This window comes from Bradyrhizobium sp. SEMIA, from assembly GCF_014844175.1.
Classification (GTDB): Bacteria; Pseudomonadota; Alphaproteobacteria; order Rhizobiales; family Xanthobacteraceae; genus Bradyrhizobium; species Bradyrhizobium arachidis.
The window spans coordinates 8,965,295-8,987,593 of sequence record NZ_CP046601.1; the positions used below are offsets into that span (position 1 = coordinate 8,965,295).

17 protein-coding genes and 1 pseudogene are annotated in these 22,299 nt (G+C 58.0%); 12 read left to right on the forward strand and 6 right to left on the reverse strand.

The window, feature by feature from the left end; all coding sequences use genetic code 11:
* Positions 1-395 precede the first annotated feature (395 nt).
* The 3 genes from FOM02_RS42880 to FOM02_RS42890 all read right to left on the reverse strand — a co-directional run bounded on the left by FOM02_RS42880 (position 396) and on the right by FOM02_RS42890 (position 1,512).
* Positions 396-725, reverse strand: coding sequence for a hypothetical protein (locus tag FOM02_RS42880; protein ID WP_265441073.1), 330 nt, complete (start codon positions 723-725; stop codon positions 396-398).
* Positions 726-870: 145 nt separating this feature from the next.
* The gene (locus FOM02_RS42885; protein ID WP_265441074.1) at positions 871-1,209 is read right to left on the reverse strand and encodes a hypothetical protein; all 339 of its coding nucleotides are present in this window, start codon (positions 1,207-1,209) and stop codon (positions 871-873) included.
* Positions 1,210-1,335: 126 nt separating this feature from the next.
* Positions 1,336-1,512 (reverse strand): hypothetical protein, encoded by a 177-nt coding sequence (locus tag FOM02_RS42890; RefSeq protein WP_265441075.1) that lies wholly within the window; start codon positions 1,510-1,512, stop codon positions 1,336-1,338.
* Between the two features lie 520 nt (positions 1,513-2,032).
* On the opposite strand from FOM02_RS42890, the gene FOM02_RS42895 reads away from it, so the two are divergent.
* From FOM02_RS42895 to FOM02_RS42910, 4 genes and pseudogenes are all read left to right on the forward strand, one after another.
* On the forward strand, positions 2,033-2,260 hold the full coding sequence (locus tag FOM02_RS42895) for a hypothetical protein (RefSeq protein ID WP_028146387.1): 228 nt from the start codon (positions 2,033-2,035) through the stop codon (positions 2,258-2,260).
* A 1,857-nt stretch (positions 2,261-4,117) separates the two neighbouring features.
* Complete coding sequence (locus FOM02_RS42900; protein WP_231164271.1) at positions 4,118-4,429, forward strand: hypothetical protein; 312 nt, start codon at positions 4,118-4,120, stop codon at positions 4,427-4,429.
* Between the two features lie 168 nt (positions 4,430-4,597).
* Positions 4,598-4,712 (forward strand): annotated as a pseudogene (locus FOM02_RS42905) (cold-shock protein); the annotation flags it as partial.
* A gap of 474 nt (positions 4,713-5,186) precedes the next feature.
* Entirely contained in the window at positions 5,187-5,372 is a 186-nt protein-coding gene (locus FOM02_RS42910) for a hypothetical protein (RefSeq protein WP_181411730.1), read from the forward strand.
* Between the two features lie 732 nt (positions 5,373-6,104).
* Here the strand turns inward: FOM02_RS42910 and FOM02_RS42915 are convergent.
* From FOM02_RS42915 to FOM02_RS42925, 3 genes are all read right to left on the reverse strand, one after another.
* Positions 6,105-6,401, reverse strand: a complete 297-nt coding sequence (locus tag FOM02_RS42915) for a chorismate mutase (protein WP_084334757.1) — start codon at positions 6,399-6,401, stop codon at positions 6,105-6,107.
* A gap of 650 nt (positions 6,402-7,051) precedes the next feature.
* A complete protein-coding gene (locus FOM02_RS42920; RefSeq protein WP_265441076.1) occupies positions 7,052-7,432 on the reverse strand; it encodes a hypothetical protein in 381 nt (126 codons plus the stop codon).
* Complete coding sequence (locus tag FOM02_RS42925; protein ID WP_265441077.1) at positions 7,422-9,869, reverse strand: NEL-type E3 ubiquitin ligase domain-containing protein; 2,448 nt, start codon at positions 9,867-9,869, stop codon at positions 7,422-7,424. Before FOM02_RS42925 ends, FOM02_RS42920 begins: the two co-directional genes overlap by 11 nt.
* A gap of 1,822 nt (positions 9,870-11,691) precedes the next feature.
* Between FOM02_RS42925 and FOM02_RS42930 the strand changes: the two genes are divergently transcribed.
* The 8 genes from FOM02_RS42930 (at position 11,692) to FOM02_RS42965 (ending at position 22,204) form a co-directional block, all read left to right on the forward strand.
* The gene (locus FOM02_RS42930) at positions 11,692-12,792 is read left to right on the forward strand and encodes a sulfotransferase family protein (RefSeq protein WP_084334755.1); all 1,101 of its coding nucleotides are present in this window, start codon (positions 11,692-11,694) and stop codon (positions 12,790-12,792) included.
* A gap of 4 nt (positions 12,793-12,796) precedes the next feature.
* Positions 12,797-13,108: a hypothetical protein gene (locus FOM02_RS42935; protein WP_265441078.1), complete on the forward strand. Its 312-nt coding sequence runs from the start codon at positions 12,797-12,799 to the stop codon at positions 13,106-13,108.
* Positions 13,074-13,973: a sulfate adenylyltransferase subunit CysD gene (gene cysD / locus FOM02_RS42940; protein WP_027562711.1), complete on the forward strand. Its 900-nt coding sequence runs from the start codon at positions 13,074-13,076 to the stop codon at positions 13,971-13,973. Before FOM02_RS42935 ends, cysD begins: the two co-directional genes overlap by 35 nt.
* On the forward strand, positions 13,973-15,856 hold the full coding sequence (gene cysN / locus FOM02_RS42945) for a sulfate adenylyltransferase subunit CysN (RefSeq protein WP_265441079.1): 1,884 nt from the start codon (positions 13,973-13,975) through the stop codon (positions 15,854-15,856). The genes cysD and cysN overlap by 1 nt, the downstream gene beginning before the upstream one ends.
* Before the next feature lie 630 nt (positions 15,857-16,486).
* The gene (locus FOM02_RS42950; protein WP_141263263.1) at positions 16,487-16,774 is read left to right on the forward strand and encodes a hypothetical protein; all 288 of its coding nucleotides are present in this window, start codon (positions 16,487-16,489) and stop codon (positions 16,772-16,774) included.
* Between the two features lie 1,113 nt (positions 16,775-17,887).
* On the forward strand, positions 17,888-20,299 hold the full coding sequence (locus tag FOM02_RS42955; RefSeq protein WP_416207746.1) for a 2-aminoethylphosphonate--pyruvate transaminase: 2,412 nt from the start codon (positions 17,888-17,890) through the stop codon (positions 20,297-20,299).
* A gap of 31 nt (positions 20,300-20,330) precedes the next feature.
* On the forward strand, positions 20,331-21,389 hold the full coding sequence (gene rtxC / locus FOM02_RS42960; protein WP_265441081.1) for a dhydrorhizobitoxine desaturase: 1,059 nt from the start codon (positions 20,331-20,333) through the stop codon (positions 21,387-21,389).
* Positions 21,390-21,418: 29 nt separating this feature from the next.
* The gene (locus FOM02_RS42965) at positions 21,419-22,204 is read left to right on the forward strand and encodes a gamma-glutamyl-gamma-aminobutyrate hydrolase family protein (RefSeq protein WP_265441082.1); all 786 of its coding nucleotides are present in this window, start codon (positions 21,419-21,421) and stop codon (positions 22,202-22,204) included.
* Positions 22,205-22,299 lie beyond the last annotated feature (95 nt).

Below are 22,299 nucleotides of genomic sequence, written 5' to 3' on the forward strand. Positions count from 1 at the left end.
GGCAATGCCATAGCCTTACCAGATGTGGTCCGACATGCTTCCTGGTAGACCCTCTCATTCGATCGACTCTACATTGTTTTCCACGAGGGCCACCGGAGCAGAACGCGCCTCAGCTCACACCAATCTATTGTGCAGGACGGCCGCCGCCATCTGGCCATATGCGCCAGTGCGTTGGCTGCACGGCTACGTGTTCTCCGGTCTTGGCCTTGATCCAGCCGCCGAAGGCCCGGCGGCAAGGAAAGACCACCCGGTGAATGGCATTCCCCTCGATCACGGCAATCTCCAGATCCTGATCAAAGGGCGGCGCCGTTTCGACCCGCTCCCAGGTCAGGTCCCCAGTAGATCTTGGACGGTGTTCATCGCTGCCGGCTGACAAATTCAGGCAACCTTCTGAACTACGCACGAGATGGCTTGGCCGCCGCGAGAGCAGGCTCAGCCCAATATTGCCCAGGCGGCGTGGTCCCGATTGCGCCAGCCGCGGCCGGGGTTTTATCGGCCGCGGAGCCGTTGAACCTATCGTGCCGGGACTTGATCGGCTCGCCACCCGAAATATTAGGATTGGCGCCGCGAAACAACTCCCGGGCCTTGGTCGAATCGATATGGATCAGCTCAGGTCCTCGGCGCTTGGTATTAACCGCTGTTCTGCAGAAGTAGAACTGGACTGCCGCTCCCGCGATCTCGCCGGCGGCGGGACGAATGTCCCCGTGGTCTGTCATGTCGGACATCCTTCGTTGGTGGGAAATCTCTTTGTCCCACGGCGTCAACGTGGGGCATTGGGTTGTTGTGACGTCGGCCGCGCCCTTGTGAGCGGGGCGGCATCCCCGAGAACCGGAAGACGCCGGAGCTCGCTTGACACCCATTCGGATGAGCCTAGCTGCGCTCGGCGCCGATCATCGCGCCCGTCCGCGGGTCGATGAAGTGGACGCCTTCGCACGCGGCGCAGGTTATTGTGTGGAGGTCATCGGCACGCGGCTCGGGCACGTCCGGCAGCAGTCCTTGAACTCGGTCGCCGGTATCTGGACATGAAAAGATGATGGTGCGCCAAGTCTTTCTTGCTGCCATGTGTGTGACCTTGGACGGGAAGCTCACTTCTATCAGTAGGCAGTCGCCGCAGTATTTGATACAGGTCAAAAAGAGCTGATGCGCATCCAGAATGGCGGAGCTCCAGCGGCTGCTGCGGGCCCACAGGCCCGCGTTGGCTGGCGACATGTCCCAAGTCGGGCGATCCGCGAGGGGACACGCCACCGTGTAGCGGGGTTGATTTGAGGCGCACCGCTCGCGAATGGGCCACGACGGCATTTGTCCTCAACGTTGCGATAGCCGGCAAGCGGATGTTCAATTGATCGCTCGCCTGCCAATATCGGTGGCCTTGCCGGGCAGATCCCAGTCAAAGGCTTTGGCGCTGAAGTCTTGAGCCCTGGGCTCATCGAAACGTTGGCTTGCGACAAGCGTGATCATCGGCTGTGCGGTCGCGGCCGCAGGGCAATTTGCCTCATCTTGGCCCACGATCACGTGCGCATAGGTCTCGCCATCGATTGCCTCGGCCGCCGGCGCGCCTCAGAAATGGCTCTGCTCGGCGATTGGCGCGACGACCTGGTGTTTGCGGGAATGTCTCGTGGGACCACCAAGTATCGCGTGTAAAGTTAGCGGCCTCTCGATATTGCCAGCGGTCGAGTATGGATCGATAGAGATCAATAGCCGGCAGCTCGGGCGTGACGGCGCATGCGGCCCTCGATCGTCTCTTCAGACATTCCTCGAGTTATCGGTCGTTCAATTTTGTCAGTCGAGGGCATGCGCAGACCAGAAGGTGTTATCCCTCGGCGCAAAACAGAGTGCGATCTCGCCAAGCTGGAAAAGCAGAGGCTGCGTGGTCTGCGCGACAACAGGAGCGCGCGAGACGCGCTACCAAGTTTCAACTTATCTCGATGGAGGGGCGGACAACCGGTTGCGGATGACGCTTGAGGCAGATCAAATACACTTGTGGAGCGAATGGCAGAATGGTGGATAAGCAAATCCACAAGAAGAGGATGCCATGACTTCATTTAATGTTCGGTTCATCAAGATCGTTTGTGACGATACCGGGCACGAACATCGTGCCTGTCAGGCGACGTTCAAGGTTGATGCCGCCTCGCTGTGCGCTGCTGCACAGCAGGCGGAGAGCGATTTCTGCAAGCAAAAGAGTGTTCGCGATTGGACCGTCTTCGCCGATGTGATAGAGCTCCGAACCCCGACCGCATTGCCGCCAGCATGGGCTGGTTAGCTTGACTTTGGCAGAGGGAGTCTGCGAATTGGATTGTGGGTCAATCTGTAATCTAAGCGTGATCCCGGACAGGGGGCGCGGCGACCACTCGATTCGAGAACAACTGGTGATGCTGGCGTCAAATCGGCGCGCGCGCTATTGTCTCACGACACCTGGCGGACCTCGCTGGAGGGTTTTCCGCCTACCGGCAGGGCCATCCGGATCGAAGGATTCGCTCCCACATATCGGTCTTGTTTGATTAGTAAAAAGAACAAGTCTGCCTCTGGCAGCCATGGCCGTCTCAAAGGGTCTGCGTGGTTAGCCAATCTGCACACGTCAATGCCCTTGACGGTTGAGGCATTTACTCAGCCGGTTGCGCGCGAGCCTGGCCCGGACATCCGAACCTAGCCCGCAGCACGTCGATGTGATCGCACGTGACCTGTCCGCATCTGCCTTTCAAACCATGGCGCAAAGAGCCTACTCTCCTGAACAGCTCAGCAAGCGCGTCGTGCTTGCCGGGTGTTCCGAGAACGCGCCTGCTGCGGCTATGGAGACGTATTGCGCGATCTCCAGCGGGTGGGCGGCCTATGTCAGACCAAAGTCCTCTGCGCCGCCAACCTCGAGAAGCAGAACCATGCAAGTCCGCTCAAAGACTGCCCGAACGAACAGACCTGCGCGCTTGATCGTGAGATATCCTCCCGCTGCGCTTTCGTGATTGATTACGCTCAACAGGTCGTCGCCGAAGAGCTTTGGCTCCCGAGCATGCCCACATTCAAAGAAGGTCGACACAGGACAAGCGGACAAGCCTCATTGCCGCTTCGAAATCCACGACAGCCCTTGTGTCTGTACTCGCTGTTTCTGGCGGCGACGGGAATACGATCCGGCGTTTACCTTCTGCGTGCTCACTTTCGCCGCCAGCCTGCCAGTGCCGCCGTCATCCTCAATCGCACTATGAACGGGCGGTAAGTTGGGACGTGAACACGTCGCGTCCGTCGGCACCATCGCACCCGCCACGGTTCTCACGTACGTTGTAACATCAGCATCCGAGTACGATTCGACCGCGCGATCAGGGATAAACTCAGAACAAAAGAGAATTGCCACGGCAGACAAATGCTCAATCGAATTCGCCGAGCGGCAAAAGTCCCTCGCATCACACATCAGGCCTCTGTCCAAAGGACAATTCAGTCCACCGGCTCGTTATCGAACCGACGGTAGCCTGCAACGCTTATTGCCTTGAACGACGCCCGGATAAGGGGAATCTGTTAGCGACAATAAGGCGCGCGCGAAGGCTCCTGCATTCTAGGCAATCGGGAGCACGTGAAAGAGAAGCGAGATTGCGCCGTGCACTCTCAGGTGCGGGCGAAATCAGGAGACAACTCGCGTAGTTCTTTACGCGCAACTGTTGCTTCGATGTCACCAAACGTATGAACCGGCGATCTACGCTGGTGTCAACCGAGGGACGACATGTTCGATATTTATGTGAACGGAAGACGCGATCTTTTGGTCGTTCCGCGAGGGTTTGCGATCCCTGCGGGGTTGGCCGGCAGTTGGAAGCGAAAGAAGCGGGCGGTGCGTTCAGTGAGCGATGTTATTCGCCAAGATGTGCAACAGCGCGGTTACCACCGACGTAGTCTGATCCCGAATCGGTCGAAGACGGCAGTCGAAACCTCGTCAGACGCGTAGCCAACGCGGCTATCTCCGCTGACCCAGGATGTCGCCGATCCCGTCGAGAACCTTGCTTACGGCGTCGACGGTAGGCGGATATTTTGCTCATTAGGCTTATGGCGCAAGGTTTCTTTTGAAAAGCCGCGCACGGCGCTGCGGCTTCCCTCCGGATAAGTATTATGCAGCTTTTCCCCGACTCGATGGCGTGCGCGCGTGAGTTTTCAGCTGTCCATACTGAAGATACTTGCCGGCCAGCCGCACGGACGGGCGAGCATCGAAGTCGTTAAACAGCATTTGGCCATTTATTACAGCAGCGGCCCAGAGTGGCCGGCGCGTATGAAGCGTATCGCGAGCCGAGCGCCCCAACTCGATATTTTTGGCCAAAGGCTGATCGACCGAGAGGCCGGGTGCTGGATTATCACCGACGAGGGAAGGAAGACTCTTGAAAGGCTCGAATTGGTAGATGTGGGTGCTATGCAGCGTCAGGTTAAACGGGAGATCGCGCAAGAGCGCGAAGATGGGTAGCCGCCCCCGGTGTCTTTGCAGCTACGAACCAGCGCGCGCAGAAAGCGCTGCCCGGCAAGCGATTGAGCACGGGCAAGGGCTATCGGCGTGACGGCTTGCCGCTCAATCCCTTGCTGATGGCCACGTGCGCCGACTAGATTGCGCAAGTTCAGTTTGGATATAAATGCAATGGCTTTTCGTACTGTGAAGTGGTTCAACGCGACCAAGGGACGATATGGCTTCATCCAACCTACGGAATGGAGGAGCTGATGTCTTCGTGCACTCCAACGCGTTGAGCCGAGCCCGAACGACCGACACGAAGACCTGACCGATCTCGTATTCGCGCATGCCCCAAGGGAGCTCTGGCGTTTAGATAACGAGCGCGATAATCGTCATAAGGTGACCATAGCAGGAGACCGCCCCGATGTCTCTCAGGGCTCGATGTTTGATCACTCTAGGCTTAATACAAATCACCAACCTCCCGAGATGCAGCTGTTCAAGTTCATCGCGATTGGCTTGCTCATTCCAGAACATGTTAGTCTACGTGCTTAGTTTCGAATAGAAAGGCGTGGATTGAGCATTCAATTGTAGCGAAGCCTCTCTACACAGCGTCTGTACGAAGTTTACAATTCCACAGCTGCACTAGTCCAGACGCCTTGTCTTCCGAAAGCATGACCGAGCTAATACCTGGCGCGAGTTCCGATGACTGTTCTTTTTTTACGGTCGTCGCTGCGAAAAAACTATGTTACAAGCGCTCTTCTCAGAAGGAGCATTCATCGTGAAAAAAGCAACAAAGAAACGCGTCAAGCGGCGCGAGTGGACGAAGGCAGATATCAAAGAGCTCAAAGTTCATTCGAAGGCTCGGACCCCGGTCATAAAGTTAGCAAAAATGACCAGACGCAGCGCCGGCGCGCTGCGCCAGAAGGCCTTAAATCTCGGAATTGGACTCGGACATCAGCGGTAATTTTGAGTAACGCTGGCTAATGGCGGTAGGGCGGCTTGCGGGCCGCCCTCTTTGGTCGTAGATACTTCGTCGCAAATTAGCTTTGCCGATCGGCGCTGAGAGAGTTTTTCACGCTCGTGCTGGATGGCCTTCAACGTCGCGGAACGGGCCCAACGCGTCCTCATCTTTGATTAAGTTTTTTGGAACGCGCTTTCGAAGCGCGTAAATATCATCTGCGCAGACGAGGACACTGCGAAAAAATGAACCTATCAACTCGCGGAGGATTGTGCTGTTGAGCTCTGGCAGGGCGCACGCAAGATCACGGAATACCCGGCGCGCCACTAAGCGGCCTTGGGGCGCCTTCATCAATTGACTGGGCCGACGTTCGACCTTTTTGCAGGCCGCTGCCGACGATGAGGCTTGGCGCCTCCCGCGAGACTGGCCGGCTTGGAAGCGCCGATCTGGTGCTCCCTTGCCGAGACTGCTGCCCGAAGGCATTGCGCAATGCTTCTGCGGCGAGCTAGTGAGACTAACCCGCGCAGCGCTTTGATCCCCCACATGAACCTTACCGCAGAACGTCCAAGCGTCGATCCGACGCCGGTTCAACTCTGGCCGAGTATGCGGAGAGGAAAACCGAGCCGCTCGCAACGCAAGGATAGTCGTCCACATCCGCGTAGTAGCAGCGCATCCTTCGAAGCCGGATTTGCTTGTCAAGCTTTACGGGCCGCGCGTCGCATGCTGAACGAGGCAATTCTACACTTTGCCGATCTCTTCACGAGCAAGATCATGATGCCGGATCACTTCTGTTATGATGAAGGCCAGGAACTTCTCAGCAAAGTCTGGGTCAAAGTTGGCGGCCTGTGCGAGCGCACGCAGTCTTGTTGTCTGTCTCTCCTCCCGACCTGGATCGGCAGCAGGCATTTGCAACCGAGCCTTTAGTTTTCCCACCTCTCGAGTGCACCTAAAACGTTCCGCGAGAATGTGAATCAGGGCGGCGTCCAGATTGTCGATGCTGCTCCGAAGAGCATTCAATTCGGGTGGAGCTTCCAACGTCTCAGGTCCCTTCGATGCGCACGATGTTTTTCGGGCTTCATAACGAGTCTCTGTACTACTGTTCTTGAGTCAGACCTCGAACGAGCTAACGTTGACGCCTTATGGGCCCGCTCAAGAGTTTTATGCAAGCACCTTAGCCAGTGGACGTGATTTCTGGATCCGAGCCGATTAACTGGGTTCTGACATCGGAAGGTCAATGACGCGAAGGCCACGTCATCGGATCGGGTGCATCGCTTTGCAGGCGTCGCAGAACATCAGACGGATGCCATTTCCGACGGCTTCTATTTGCGGTTATACTCACGCTCGCGCCGTGGTTGTGGTGAAAGGCGCAACCGTCAATATGACTCACGGAGCCCACCGCCAGATCACCTTCGCACCACTGCTCGTTTTCCTCGTCATAAGCGTTTTCGCGTGGCTGCTCTTCACGCTTGCAGTCTTCGCGTTGCCCGTCTTCGCCGGCGTAACGGTTGGTCTTTGGGCCTTCCACACGAGAGCCGGCGCTCTGGGCGGCATCGCTGTCGCCCTCGTGGCTGGCGCCGCAACGTTCAGCATCGGCCAGCTCGCGCTCGCCCTCGTGACATGGACTTGGCTCCGACTCTTGGTCATCACCTTTTACGTCGCACCGGCGACTGTCGCCGGTTACAGCGCTAAACCGACGCAGCAGGATGATTGTCTCCTAGTCCGTGAAGCTCGTCATGCAATTGTTTTTCCAGACGCTGATGCTCCTCTGAAGCGACGGAGGCCGCCGACGGCACGGCTTCATCATCCAGATGATCCAGCACTCGCCGAAGCTCTCCTTGAGAGAACTGCTCTGAATGCAATTCGGCTTGCGCGAAAGCCGACGAGGTGAAGTGATCATCTCGCCATTCCTGAAGCTCCTCTGCGGGCTCCTCGTCAAGCGGTCTTCGAAGCTCCTCTGCGCGGCCTCGTGCCTGCCAGGTGCCTAATCCTGCCGGCATAACGTTCAACGAACAGCCCGTTCGGCGCGCCGGCATCCTCGCCGAGTGGACGGCCGCTTCATAGCTCAAGCGCATGATCCGCGAGCACCTGCCGCATCAGTGCGCCCTTGATCTCGCGGGCGATCTCGTCGCGGATCTGGGCTCCGAACTGCAACTCGGCGTCGCTGTTTCCGGTCAGGTGATGTTCGGCGAGTCGCTGCTCGAGCCGGCTCGGAAACTCCCCGTCCATCGCCTCGGCGAGCCGGTTCTGCATCTCTGCATGGGCGTCGGGGGCAATCCGGCTCACCACCGTTTCCCAGGGCTGCCAGCGAGTTGCCATAAAATCGGCGAACCCCGCCGCTTCCTCATTCCGCACCTGCGTCTCGGCTGCGGTGAGGTCGTGCTCAGTGACGTACGAGATGTCATAGAACCGCATGTCCGGGGCGATGAGCTGCAGGTCCAGCCGGTCACGTAGCTTGACCTGATAGGCGAGATAGACCTCGATCTCATCGACGAACTGGAGTGAGTTGACCTTTTGACGGGCAATCGGCTCGAGTTCGCCCAGGCGGAACAAGACCCGAGCCTTCTGGATGAGCTCGCCGAGCCGATCGTCATAGGCCCCGTCCTCGACATCAGCGTTCAGGCGTGCGGTCTGCATGCTGTTCCAGGTCAGAGTGATGCGATCCTGGCAGCTCTCGCTTGCCCCGAAAGCCAACTGAAAATAATGCTCGCGCAAGTGCGGTCTGATCGCAGCCTGCTGCAGATCCTCGGCGACGGCCTCCCGGAAATGAGGATTATCATAATTTACGGTGTTCCGTAGCCTATCGAGGAAGAGCGCGTATTCCGGCGCCCCCGCTTCGCCGGCGAAGTTTTGCCAGGCGTCGATCACCTCCGGCTCCCCGTCCATCCAGTCCGCTACCACCTCGGCCAGCGACCGTTCCTGATTCACCGCCGTTCCCTCGCCCATCGAGAAGAAGACCCGCGGGCCGTCATAGCCCCGGGAATTGAGGGCTTCCGCCAAACTCGTACGCACCTGCTCGGGCAGCGGATTATTCTCCAAATAAACCATGCATCCAAAACCTAGCCGGGTTAGCAGCGCCTGCGGCAAGCTGCTCAGCCGATTATTGCGTGCCTCGAGCACCTGCAGTTCGACGGGGAGATTGTCGGGTAAGCTGGTCAGCCGGTTGCCGCTGACGTGAAGTCTCTGGAGCTCGGGGGGGAGGGTCTCGGGCAAACTGTCCAGCTGGTTGTCGCGCGCAAAGAGCACTTGCAGTTCGACGGGGAGAGTGTCGGGAAGGCTGGTCAGCCGGTTGCCATCGGCTTCGAGCTCTTGGATTTCAGGCGGGAGTGTGTTGGGAAGGGCGGTCAAGCGATTGCCGCCGACGGCAAGTGACTGAAGTCCGATGGGAAGGGCGTCGGGCAGTCTGGTCAACCGGTTGCCGCGGACGTCGAGGTCCTGCAGCCCATCCGGCAGAGTATCTGGCAGGCTGGTCAAGCGGCTACTGCCGACCGCGAGTGTCAAAAGCCCCTCTGGAAGCTTTTCAGGCAGACTGGTCAGCCGGTTGCCCCCGATGGCAAGTGACTGAAGCCCGCTAGGGAGTGTGTCGGGCAGGCGGGTCAACCGGTTGCCGCTGGCGCCGAGCGCCCGCAGTCTAGACGGGAGGGCGTCAGGCAGGTGCACCAGCTCGTTGTCGCTCACGTTGAGCGACTGAAGCCCAGGCGGAAGGGCGGCCGGCAGTGTCGTCAGGGATAGATTTAAGAGCTCCAGCCCTGCGTAGACGTCGCCTGCCTCACTCCAGGCTTTTATTCGCCTTACAGCCTCTTCGCGGTTCTCGTCTTGCGACTGCCCTTCCTCCTCGGCCCAACCATCCAGGATCTGGTTAAGCCGCGACTCGCTGAAGACAGGATCCTCATGCGTCTGACCGCTTGCGCGCCCCGGAGCCCCCGTTTGCAAGGCTATGGTCCACTGCGCTGCGGCCGGGGTCAGTCCAGAGGTATTGCCATCGCCCGGCCGGGGCTGTCGGCCCAGAATCGATGCCCCCAAATCTTGCGCGGAACGATTTGCGCCGGATGTTGACGACTCCGGCGCTACATCACCGGCCTCGGCCCACGAATGCTCCTCCTGATCGACACTATAAGGCGGCCAATCGGCAGCTGAATCCATGGCGTGCCAATCATCTGTCAGACTGAAATTGCCATCCGGCAACTGCCCGTCGCGATCCGCGACCGGAAAAAGCACATGCTGATCGTCTCGTTCAGAGCAGGCGAACGAATCCGACGGCGACCGCGAGGTGCCTTGTCGGACTACATCCTCGTGCGGCATTCCCGAACGATCCGCACCTCTGTTCGAAGCAACACAGGGCGGCTCGCCGAGGCTAATTGAATTGGGAGGCAGGCGACCGTGAAGACGCAAATCATTCACGTGCTGCTGAAACCCGGCTTGGTCGGCCTGCTGCTGTTGCGGCCGATCGTAGTACATCTGATCGACATGGGTCTCGAATGGGTTGAGCTTATTGAACGCCTCCATCCCACTCTCCTAGTCAGATCTGAGCAGCTAGCGCCGGTCTGGATAAGTACGTTCACGCTAAGAGGCTTAGCTTTCTAGAAGCTGACGAGGAATCAGAATGATCGTAACTGTCCCGTAAGCCTTCGTTTATTGCTGGATGGATCACTGCAGTGACAGCTTGCGTATGTCTGCTACGCAGACTTGAGCCTTGCGTCCACTGACATTCCTGAGCGTCCGCCGAGGCGGAGTGATACCGAACTCGCTGCGGCCTTGAAGATGATATACGAAATTGATCCCGGAGACGCCGCTCTCATCAATGACGCGCTCGACGAAGCCTTGAAAGTCCCTAAAGTTCTGACTACAGAGCTAAGGAAATCTGCCCTGGAGCGGGCTGCACGACTCGGTGCTCTAAGTGCGTGGCTTAAAGAATCGCAGCTGCTGGAAATGTGGGTAATCGAAAGCTCCGTCGTAGGAGTACGGCTAAAGTTTGGGCGTAAGCCGACCCCGCCGAGCCTGTCGGATAGCTCGAGCTCCGAGGCGATATGGCGCGCTCAGCAGCAATTGAAAAAGCGCTCTGTTAGCTTGGTAGATGGCGGCGGAGCGGTTACGTCCTGAACCCGTCATCACCTGCGCGCTGTCGGCGTTGTGAACGGACCACAACCACCTTCGACCGCGCTGCTTCAAGACATATTCGAAGAATGGGAGACTCATGGTTAGCGAGCTCCATTTCTGACAGTCGTGCGTTTGGTCTTCTGAATGCCAGAGCGGGCCCATTCCACGCGATGTCTCACTGTGGCAGCCTTGGCAATGAACTCGCTTGATCGGTCAATGCCGCTTTCGTCATCAAAAGTGAGCTCATCCTGCGCTGTCTGTCGTGGCGCCAATGTCGAGATGCTTGCGCGTTTTGGCCGTCAGCGACATCTGCAGGATCCGGTCATCGTTTGCGGAGGACTTATACCGCAGCAACCGTTTTTCTCTAACAACTTTGAGGGGGTCGTCACGAAGGAAGGGTCGACGTGCATAAATCGTGACACCAGATTGGCCGTTACACCCCTTTTTCTCTGCCCAAATAGGTCACCGCCATCAGGATCGTCCACTGTGGCCCAGTTATGCCCAGCACAATGGTCCTCCCATGTGATCGGCCGGACAATCTCGTTTCCGTCAGTATAGATGCAGCCAAGCGCGCTTGCTGGATCAGCCATCTTAAGCCAGGTTCCGTCCTTTACAACGTCCTTAGCGCCGATTAGGGGGCGGCAGTGCTGCAAGTGCAGGTAAATCAAACAGTTGGTCTAGTTCGGACGGATGGGCTTGCGAACAACGGGCTGGTCGGAGCTATGGCTCAGTGTTTTGGACCAACGGCAGTATGCACGGCAAAGTTGCATTAGAATCGATGCGCGCTGACAAGATAGCTGCGCGTCGCCAAGTGAGATGTCCGCGATGTGGGCTGCTTCTTTGCCGCGCTCGCCGGTATGCCGAGCTTCAATGCCCCAGCAACGGCAACTTATGACTACACGTAATAGCCTTCCTATACCGCGGGCGGCCTTCGGCAAACGTCCGTATAGCTCTTTCCAACCTTCCCATATCCGCAATCGATCTTCGTGTAATTGAGCTGCCGCTTGACGTCGCTTTAACTGTCGAGCAATCGAGGGGGCGGACTGCAGTTATCTTCGGTGATCCCGCCGATCGATCGAACCGAATGGACTAAACTCATGAGTGCTACACAAAAGTCTTGTTTTGATACTTTGCACGGGAGCGGCCGTCCATGTGATCCCCCGGCTGGCTTGTTTCGCTCAATCGAGCGAGCGCCGGCAGAGTTTGCATTTCAGGCACGAGGGTCTGAACGATGAGCGGACGTTTCGGCCGTTCGCCTGCGGTGTGCTTTCTTCTTGGTCTTCCACGATCCGGGACGACACTCCTGGCGCATTTGCTCCAGCACCATCCAGACATTGTGGCTCCGCCTGAACCCTGGTTGATGCTGGCGCTTGAAGCATTTGGCAAGGTGGACCAGCGCCATCCGGCGGGCAGCTCACTGATCAAGGCCGCGACCTCGGAGTTCCTGGGGCGGATAGATCGCACGATCGCCAGCCGCGCTTACGCCGATGCAGCATACGATCAGTATCTGGCGGACGCGGGCAAGCGCATCATCATAGACAAGACACCGCGGTATTGGACCGTGCTTGAGTTTCTTGAATCTGTCTATCCAGAAGCGCCACACATCCTTCTGATGCGCAATCCCTATGCCATCGCCGCTTCACTGAAATCGACGTGGGGCATCCCGCTGCGGACAGAAAGCCCGCATTCGGTTAGCGTATCCAGTCTCGCCGATCTCATGCTCCGTCTGCCCGACGTCATCATAACTTCACTCGCCGATTTGGTTCTGGGCCTTCCCAAGCTCGCCGCGCACCGCTCTCGCCCGCAGACACAGTCCGTGCAATACGAACTGCTTGTGGCGCATCCGGACGAGGAAATCCGGCGTCTGTTGAAGGGGCTCGGCTGTGACCCAGCGGCCGTCGCATCGGCTGGGATGAGACAAGCAGATTATCTTCGATCCAGCAGCTTTGGGGATCGAAATATCCTGGAACGAAAGGCCGTCGACGAAAACTCTGTCAAATCATGGCAATCTCAATTGAGCGTCGAAGAGATGCAAACCGTGACTGATTTGGTCGGCGCTGAGCTTTTGCTAGAACTCGGATATGAGCAGGAACTGGTGCGTGCACAGAAAGCCGGAGTGCTGGATAGGGGAAGTGAGGTAACCGAACTCTATCGTCGAATATTCCGAACTTGGTGGGATTTGCGAAGTACCAAGGCCGGAGCATTATCCGGTCCCTCTCACGCTGGAGAGCCGGTCCATACTGCTTGGAACGTTTCGGAGAACCGCGACGCGGCTATCGAGATGTTGCGAGGCGAAGTCGAGCGGCTTGAGCGGATCCTCAATAACTCCTAGGGCGATGGGCGATCTGAATGCTTGCGATCAAAACACGTTGGTTGATTTAGCCAAGATCCGTAACCCGCACGAGCTGATCTCCCGATCAGGTGTGAAGCCGGCGCCGGCCGCACCAGCGGAAGAAGACGAAATGCTGCCGCGTCTGCAAGTCTGCTGTCCAATGGAGCTCGACCTCATGGACGAGCCGGCCGCTTGGCCGGCCGTTTCCTCCGCGCATATTCTCCACTCTGGGCTGGAGCTGAACGGCGAAGAACAGAGATCCTGCATCGAAAAGAAGATATATGCTGCCGAAACATCTGCGCCGTCTCGAAGCTGAATCGATTGAAATCATGCGTGATGTGGTCGCCGGGTTCAAACGGCCGGTCATGCTTTACTCGATCGGAAAAGATTCAAGCGTGATGCTGCACATTGCGATCAAGGCGTTCTATCCGGCAAAATTGCCTTTCCCCCTGCTTCACGTCGACACGACCTGGAAATTCCGTGAGATGATCAGCTTTCGAGACGCGACAGCCAAGCGACTCGGCCTCGACTTGATTGTCCATATCAACAAGGAGGGCATCGCGCGCGGGATCAATCCGATCGATTCCGGCTCCGCGCTTCATACCCAGGTGATGAAGACAGACGCGCTGAAGCAGGCCCTCGACCTCCACGGATTTGATGCCGCCTTTGGCGGCGCCCGGCGCGACGAGGAAAAGAGTCGCGCAAAAGAACGGATACTCTCCTTCCGTTCGGCCGGACACGTATGGGACCCCCGTAACCAGCGGCCGGAGCTTTGGAGCCTGTTCAACACACGGATACGCCAGGGTGAAACCATGCGCGTGTTTGCGATGTCAAACTGGACCGAGCTCGATGTCTGGGAATACATCATGCTCGAGAAGATTCCGGTCGTTCCGCTCTACTTCGCAAAACTGAGACCCACAGTACGTCGAAATGGTGCGACGATCATGATCGACGACAAGCGATTGCCGCTTAACCGCGGCGAGACGCCGGAAATGCGGATGATCCGCTTTCGCACGCTTGGATGTTATCCTTTGAGCGGGGCTATTGAATCCAACGCGATGGCGATTGAAGACATCGTCGCAGAAATGCGGACTGCGACTGTGTCGGAGCGCCAGGGACGCCTAATTGATGTCGATGAAGCCGCTTCAATGGAGAAGAAGAAAAGGGAAGGTTACTTTTGATGTTTGTAAAGCCGGCAACGGAAGCGGTCCCGGCCAGGACAAAGGATCAGCTGCGATTCATCACGTGTGGCTCGGTGGACGACGGCAAATCGACGCTGATCGGCCGGTTACTGCACGACAGCAAGATGATCTACCACGATCAGCTCACGGTGCTGGAACGCGACAGCATCAAGCACGGTAGCGCCGGAAATGACATCGATTTCGCGTTACTCGTGGACGGGCTGGAGGCCGAACGGGAGCAGGGCATCACGATCGATGTCGCCTACCGATTCTTCACGACGCCGCGGCGCTCCTTCATGGTGGCCGACGCTCCCGGCCACGAGCAGTATACCCGCAATATGGCTACCGGCGCCTCCCATGCCCAGCTCGCCATCATCCTGATCGATGCCCGCAAAGGCGTGATGGTTCAGACCCGCCGCCACTCCTTTATCTGTTCGCTGCTCGGTATTCGTCATGTCGTGCTGGCAGTGAACAAGATCGATCTTGTCGCATACAACAAAGAGTGCTTCGATCGGATCGCCCTTGACTATCTGGCCTTTGCCGCCGGTCTCGGCTTCACCTCGATCGTTCCGGTCCCGATCTCGGCCCGCTACGGCGACAACGTTGTGGATCGCTCCGCTCATGCCAACTGGTACGATGGTCCCTGCCTGCTCGAGCATTTGGAGAGCATTGACATCCCGTCCGGCACCGCAGGCCAGGCTTTCCGCTTTCCGGTCCAATGGGTGAACCGCCCAAACCCGGATTTTCGGGGCTATGCCGGGACGGTGGCTTCCGGGAGGATCTCGGCAGGAGACGAGATCGTTGTCGCCGCGTCGGGACGGACCACGCGCATCAAGCGGATCGTGACCCACGATGGCGACCTTGTCGGCGCCGAAGCCGGCGATGCGGTTACCATTACACTGGAAGATGAAATCGATATCGGCCGTGGCGACATTCTGTCGCGGCCGGACGACCGACCGAAGGTCGCCGACCAGTTCGCCGCTTATGTGATCTGGATGGACAACGAGCCGCTCGCTCCCGGACGCAATTACGTCCTGCGGATTGGATCGCAGACGATTATCGGCAGCATTACCGCAATTAGACATCGGATCGACGTCAACACTTGTGAGCATCTGGCCGCCGGGATGCTTTCCCTAAACGAGATCGGCTTCTGCGATGTTGCGACCGCAATGCCCGCAGTATTCGATCCTTACGAGCTCAATCGAAAGACCGGATCATTTATCTTCATCGATCGTTACACGAATCGTACGGTCGGGGCCGGCATGATCGCCTTTCCGCTCCGGCGGGACACCAATATTGTTAGGCAAGCGCTATCCGTGGACAGGAGGGAGCGCGCCGCGCTCAAGAATCAGAAGCCTTGCGTCATCTGGTTCACTGGCCTGTCTGGCGCGGGAAAGACGACGATTGCCAACCTGGTTGATCAAAAGCTGTGTGGCATGTCGCGGCATACTATGCTGCTGGATGGCGACAACCTCCGGCACGGTTTAAACGCGGACCTCGGCTTCTCGGAGACGGACCGCGTGGAGAACATTCGGCGCGTCGGTGAAGTTGCCAAGTTGATGGCGGACAGTGGCTTGATCGTGATCTGCTCCTTCATCTCGCCCTCTAGGGCCGAACGCGACAGGGTGCGCGGCCTGGTTGGCAAGGATGAGTTCATAGAAGTCTTCGTCGATACGCCGATCGAGGAATGCGCTCGGCGAGATCCAAAAGGCCTGTATTCAAAAGTGAAATCCGGCCAGATCAAGAACTTCACCGGGATCGATTCGTGCTACGAAGCACCAACAACACCGGAGATTCATCTGAGGACCATGGAGCAGACCCTAGAGCATTCAGCGGAAGCGGTAGTGGATGTCTTGATGGCGCGCTCAATTCTTAATGGTTAGATGTCCCTCGCATCGCACCATCGAATATCCTGCGGGCCCGGCCAAAGACGATGCGGCTCGGGCTGGCCCGCGACCGGACTTTTCGCTCTAAAGGAACAAAAGTGTCGCACCCACTCCTCGAGTGCCCGCTTCCGGTTACGTGCTCGAAGTGACGGGCAATTCGAGACCGCGTACGCGAGCAGAGATTGAGCCTGGGCGGGAGCGGAGGAGATCAAGAAGTGCCTTCCATGCTCCAGATGAGAATCTACGACGATGACAAAGGCCAGAGAGGAATTCCGAGCCCCAGTCGGTTGAGTTTCGCTTAGCGCTTCTTGCTACGCGTGCGGCCAGCGACGCCGAGCTCCCATTTAGCCAAGCCAGGCAGCGTCTCGAAAAGCTTCGATCTTTCGCGCAGCAGTATGAGGGTGGGGCCCGGTTTTCCGAGCCTGGCCGCATCCAGCGAGCGGGCGCTTGCTTCAGTATATTGACCAATCCGAACTTAGCAGACCCCGACTCCCTCCTGTCGCGACCTGCCAGCTTTCGGGAAGCTTGCTTCCTTTTGGCCCGCCGCTCGTCGACCGATGCGGCCCGCGTACGCGCCGCGCCTTCGCATCGCAAGACAAAGCAGCCGCGATCCTTAGCCATCCTGCCATGAAGCCGGCGATGGGCGCGGCCCAAAAGGCAAGGGAGTTCATCCATGACAAGCGACAAGGACGATGTCTTGATGACCCGCTCTGGTCCGCCGTCAACCTGTTCGACCGCGCGGTACGCCGCGTCGAACGCAAGCTCGCCATCAACGAGCAGGCGCTGCAGAGGAGCCAACGCGAGCAGGACGGCTCGGAGGTGCGATCCGTCCAACCAGATCGCCTCGATACTGCCAGCCTAGCGATTGCTCGCAGAGAGGGACACGTGCCATCACCTGGAGTTGGCTCGACGTAGTCCTAAGCAGGACGACGTGTTCTGCTTCACGGCGACTCGCCGAAAGGTTTCGAACTGATCTGCTAAACGGCCAGAGATCCAAGGCCCCCAATTGTCTTCAAGCCGGACTCGACGAAGGCCGCTCCATTGAAGCGCAACGACGTGATAAAGGCAGTCATGTGCGACGAGCGCGTATATTTTCCAGGTACCAGCATCCAGGAGGATCTCGCCTGCACGGCGGAGAAGCTCGCTACCTCCATCTGGGGGTATGGCGAGGATCGTACGTGAACGGAAGATTGGGCCATCACTTACCTGCAGGTATCGCGCTTGCAGGCGGATGCCGACGTCCTGATGTCGGACTCTCACTGTAGCTCGCTGTGAATCTCCGCACTCTGCTGCCTACGTCGGCTTGTCGCCGCCAGATGGGAGTACGTCAGAAAAAATTCACGCGAGAAAATCCCGCGAGAGGGTTGAAACGCCCCTAACGTCAAGTTGTACGATCTCGAAATGGACGACGACGGTCATCGGCGTCACAAACCCTCCAACGAGCGACGGAGTGCGAATGCACCAGGTCTTGAGTCCACGCATCAGACTCCAGCTGCGAACGACGATGATCAAGTGTGCCATACCTTGATCTGCATCCGGGCGCGATGATCCGACTGCATCGTTTTCCAACGTCAAGTGTGCCTGAATGGCGCAGGTTCACACGTAAGTCGGTCGGCCAACCCGCCGCTTCGTGACGCAAGAAGGCAGCCGCGCTCAAATCTGCGCATGCGTGACGGCTGGATAAGAGCGCGCGTCGGCGCCAATTGCGTTTCGAGGGCGTGGTCGCGGAGCCAATTTCTTGGAGGTTTGAATTTTATCGGTGAGGAGAGCTTTGCAAAGATCGCCGTGCATCTGCGATGAGATATGGAGGTTTGTCATGCGGCAGGCTTTTCGGAGGCCGACCCGAAACGCGGCTGCGATCTATGGCGTTTGACCGAAGAAGTCGACGCTCGCCACAGGGTCTCCCTGGTGGCGCGGGCATACTCCAGATCCATTGACCAATACAACTTGAGGAGGAATGGTTTGACAAGACAGCGCTCTTTGCTGACGCCTGGTCCATTGTCGTTATCGCTGGCAGTCAAAAGCCGGATGCTGCTCGATCTCGCGTCGCGCGATTGCGAGTTCAAGGAAGTGACCGCCTGCATGAGGCGGCTGATGCTCAGCTTGCTGGGAAACGCTGAAGACTATTCGGTGGTGCCTATTCAGGGAGGCGGCTCTTTTGCAATGGAAGCCGCTCTCTCTTCATTTGTGTCCCGAGCGGACAGGCCGCTCGTTTGCATAAACGGCATCTATGGCGAGCGCATTCTGCAGATTTTGCGGCTGTGGGGCGTCGAAGCACTGAGGCTTGTCAAGCGAGCGACCGATCCTTTGGATCCGCAAGAAATTGGCGAGCATCTGAGCCGAAATCCTGGCGTTACGCACCTGTGTTTCGTGCATTGTGAGACGACAACCGGAATCGTCAATCCGCTGGACGCGATCGTGGAGGAGGCGAGGCGACGTGGCGTAAAGACCATTATCGATGGGATGAGTTCTTTCGGCGCCCTTAATATTGATCTGCGCCAGAGTGGACCTGACGTCCTGGTCACCTCGAGCAACAAGTGCATAGAGGGGCCGCCGGGAGTAGCGTTTGTCATCGCGTCTCGCGAGCTGCTGGAGAATGCAGTTCAAGAACCGAGGTCGTTTGTGCTCGACGTGAGAGATCAATGGCTCTCGCTCGAGCGCACGGGTGAATGGCGATCGACCCCTCCCACACACATCGTTCAGGCAACGACCAAGGCCCTGGAGCTTCTACACGAGGAGGGCATTGATGCCAGGCGCTGCAGGTATGAGAAGGTCAGGGACGATCTCGTCAAAGAACTCGAAGGTGTGGTGTCTCCGCTGCTGTCCACGGAGTTGCAGTCGCCGGTCTGCGTCGCGTTCAGTGCGCCATCCGGAATCGTGGACCAAGCAGGATTCGATGGGCTGTATCGCCACTTGGCGGCCCACAACCTTTACATCTACTCGAAGCTGCATGTTGCGACGCGCAGCTTCCGCGTCGGTTGTATTGGGGAAATCCAATCCAGCTGGATCGAGCAGTTAGGCTGCGCTTTTCGTACATATTTCCGGTCCGGTCAGGCTCGGTCAGCGGCGCCGATGTCGGCCCAAGAGTCATGCGGGGCTCGCGTAACGATGCCGGCGCGAGCGGCTGGGGACCGGCAGCTGCCGTTTTCGGCCGAGACTGCTGTTCTGCATGCGGGCTATCGGCGTGACGTAGCAACGAAAGCCGTCGCAGTGCCGATTTACCAGAATACGGCTTATGAACTCGATGGCGATCTAAACCACATTGCCGACGTCTACAATGTCAAGGCCGATGGGTTCACCTACACAAGGATTATCAATCCAACGACGCGCGCGCTGGAAAGGCGCTACGCCGCCGTCGATATGGGAAAGGACGCGCTCGCCGTTGCGTCAGGTCAAGCAGCGACGTTCCTTGCTATCGTCAACCTGTCAAGTGGCGAAGTGGGGGACAATGTCGTCGCCTCTCCGTATCTATATGGCAATACCTGGAACCTGCTCCACAACACCTTAAAGCGTCTTGGGATCAGCGTGAGGACGGCCGATCCTCGAAGGCCAGAGACGTTTGAACGTGCCATTGATGATCGCACGATATGCCTGTTCGGAGAGGTGATTTCGAATCCTTGTCTGATCCCGCTCCCCGTCAAACAGCTGGCTGAGATCGGCCGAAAGTACGGCGTGCCGTTGGTCGTAGACAATACGACGACGCCACTGGTATGCCGGCCGTCGGATCTCGGCGCTGCCATTACGACGTACTCCGCAACGAAATATATATGCGGCCATGGCACGACGCTCGGTGGACTGATCGTTGACAACGGCGAGTTTAGCTACCGGGGAGCCTCTCGCTTTCCCTTGTTCAACCGTCCCGACGATGCGCATGGCGGAATTGTTTGGCATAACGCGGTGCGCGATGTCGACGATCTAGGAAAGAGCGAGTTTCTTCTCAAGGCTCGCATGACCTGGTTGCGCGATACCGGCGCGGCCATCGCTCCGTTTGCGAGCTTTCAACTGATACAAGGGCTTGAAACGCTGCCACTTCGCATGAAGCAGCACTGCGCGAATGCCAGGATCGTGGCCGACGTTCTCAAGGAGCATCCAAAAGTACGCCGTGTCTTCTACCCGGGGCTCTTTGAAGGCGCCGATCGGGAAATCGTCGAACAGACACTGAGTGCTGCATACGGCCACGGGGCGATGGTCATGTTCGAAGTGGAGGACGAGCAAGCCGGGCGCAAGTTCATCCAGAACGTCGACTTGATGTATCACGTTTCGAATGTAGGCGATGCGCGCACGCTGGTGACCCATCCTGTCTCGACGACCCACACCACCGTCCCGCGGGAAAAGCGCGAAGCCGCCGGCATATTCGGCGGTTCGATCCGGCTTTGCGTCGGCATCGAAGATGTCAACGACATCCTGCGCGATCTGGACAAGGCGCTTTCCGCAATCTGACAACCTGCAAGGCGATCAGGAGGAGGTTCTCATGAATCAGGCAGACGCTTGGAAGTTGAGGTCATCACGTTATGAGGCCGTTCAATTCAGCCGAGAGATCAATAGGCAGCTCTCTGAGCTGAGGCCCGACAACATAACGGGAGCCGCATATATTGCCAAAGATTACGCTATCATCACTGCGTGCACGCTCGCGACTGTGTGGGTCTCATGGTGGCTCTACCCGCTGGCCGTCCTTCTAATTGGTGCCTATCAGCGCGGATTGACGACCATCGCTCATGATGCGGCTCACCGCACGCTCGCGAAGAACACGACCTGGAATTACGTCCTGGGCATTCTGTTCGCTTCGTACCCCTTGTTCCAGCGCCACTGGGCCTACCGGATCTCGCACGTCTATTTGCATCACCCCTATCTTGGAGACCCGGACAAGGACCCCGACCTGAAGTTCTTCCTGGCCAGCGGCGTTTACGACGTGCAGCCTCCGGAGCGGTACGCTTTCAACATGATCTGGAAGCCGATCTTCGGCGGCGCGACAGTGGCATATCTGAAGTACCTTTGGACGAATCGATTTTCGGTCACAGATGTCGAGGATCAGAGCCGCTCAGGCATACTTGTCGACAAGTATGGCTTCTATGTCTTCTGGATCAGCATCCTGGCCGGGTCATATGCTGTTGGGCTGCTCCATATCGTCGTCCTGTTCTGGATCGTGCCCTATCTCACCACGTTTCAGGTCCTCGGATGGTTTATCGAGCTCGCTGAGCACTCACCTATGTGCGAAACCGAGACGCAGAACGTCTATCTCACCCGGAATCGGAAAGGAAATTTCCTCGAGCGGGCCATCCTCGGGCAGAATTTGGATGAGTACCACCTTGAGCATCACCTTTCGCCGGGCATTCCGTTTTGGCTGTTGCGCAAAGCTCAGAAAATCCGAATGCAGGATCCGAACTATGCGAAGGTTGCCGCGACCTGGGGCGGGCTCTTTGTCGAGGGACCTCAAGGTCAACCTAGCGTCATAGATCAGTTAAAAGAGCGAAATCGACGGTTGTATGAGCAGTCCATTGCCGAGGTTCGCACACGAGGGCAGGTGGCGTGACGTTGCTACGACCAGAGAGCACCCGAGCCGTGGTAGGCGTCACTTCGAACCGTCTTCTGGTCGATGCTGTGCACCGCGACTGGTTGCGGCGCAAGTACTTGCAGGCACTCCATCGTCAGGCGGGCGTGGCTTGCGTCATATTGCCGACGGTCGACGCCGAAGATGCGAGGGAGGAGGTCGTCCCGGCGATCATGCGCCGGCTCGACGGCTTGGTGTTGACAGGTGATGAATCGAACATCGACCCCGCCGTCCTGAGAGCGCCCGCGTCCTTGACGGAGGATGACCGGCAGGACGTTGAGGTTGGGATCCTCGACCGTCCGCGGGACAGGCTCTCTGCCGTAACTATAGAGAGCGCCATCGCGCTCGGAATGCCTATTCTGGGCATCTGCCGTGGGCTTCAGGAACTCAATGTCTATTTCGGCGGCACGCTCCGCTCATCGCTTGCGGAGTGGAGGCCGGAAAGTGGTGCGATGCATGCCGAGAAGCCAGATCGTCCAAGAGACCGCCAGTACGACGCCGCCCACAGCGTCAAGATATGTTCCGATGGCGCGCTCTTTCCAATCGCGCGGACGATCGAAGCGCAAGTCAACTCGCTGCACAATCAAGGCATCGAGGCGCTTGCCCCGGCGCTGAGACGGGAGGCGTGGGCGCCTGACGGTTTGGTCGAGGCGGCTTCGGTCATTGGCGCCCCGACGCTGCAAATCGGTGTGCAATGGCACCCCGAATGGCACGTCTCAAGCGATCTCCTCAGCAAGCAATTGTTCAAGGCGTTTGGAGAGGCGTGTGTTGGGTACTACCGGACTAAGAAGAGCTAGAGGCGGATTGTGACATTTCGAACCAAACGTGGTCCGTGCACGTCGAAAGGACATTTCCTCGGAGCCAACGCACGCGTCGGGTCCTGCGAGGGCCG